This is a genomic window from Streptomyces inusitatus (assembly GCF_014651115.1).
GTDB lineage: Bacteria > Actinomycetota > Actinomycetes > Streptomycetales > Streptomycetaceae > Streptomyces > Streptomyces amakusaensis.
In genome coordinates this window covers 1-707 of the sequence record NZ_BMWG01000093.1, presented here as the reverse complement: position 1 = coordinate 707, position 707 = coordinate 1, and the positions used below count along the sequence as shown (strand labels likewise).

Sequence of the window (707 nt, the reverse complement as noted above, 5' to 3'; positions counted from 1 at the left end):
GTTTCGGTGGTCATAGCGTTAGGGAAACGCCCGGTTACATTTCGAACCCGGAAGCTAAGCCTTTCAGCGCCGATGGTACTGCAGGGGGGACCCTGTGGGAGAGTAGGACGCCGCCGAACAATATTTAAGGACCCTTGGTCCAGCGTTCACGCGCTGGACCAAGGGTCCTTTTTTGTTTTGTTGTGTAGATAGATCGAAGCGCGGCCGGTCGCCGGCTGCGCGAGAATGACGTAGTACCCGAAGACAGGAGTCACACCGATGCCCACCAACTCTCCCGACGACCGTTCCGAGCGCGAGCCGCGCCGTAGGGACGGCGGCGGCGACCGGGGCGGATTCCGCGGTGGCCGTGACGACCGTGGGCCTCGTCGTGACGACGACCGTGGCGGATATCGCGGTCCGCGTGATGACCGTGGTGGTCGTCCCAGTAGTGGTGGTGGCGGTGGCTATGGCCGTCGTGACGACCGTCCGTCGTCCGGCGGTGGCGGCGGTTTCCGCCGCGATGACCGTCCGTCTGGTGGGGCTCCGCGTCGTGACGACCGCCCGTCCGGCGGCGGTTTCCGTCGCGATGACCGCCCGTCCGGCGGCGGTGGGTATGGCCGTCGTGACGACCGTCCCTCCTCCGGTGGTGGCTACGGTCGACGCGATGACCGGCCGTCGTCCGGTGGTGGCGGTGGCTTCCGTCGCGATGACCGCCCCTCCGGCGGTGG

Annotated in this window: 1 protein-coding gene and 1 rRNA gene; both read left to right on the top strand. The window is 67.3% G+C overall.

Annotated elements, in window-relative coordinates:
- The first annotated feature begins 2 nt into the window (after positions 1–2).
- Positions 3–119: ribosomal RNA gene (rrf, locus tag IE247_RS33970) — 5S ribosomal RNA — on the top strand.
- Between the two features lie 221 nt (positions 120–340).
- On the top strand, positions 341–707 hold a 367-nt coding region (locus tag IE247_RS33965; RefSeq protein ID WP_190127223.1), incomplete at its 3' end, for a hypothetical protein.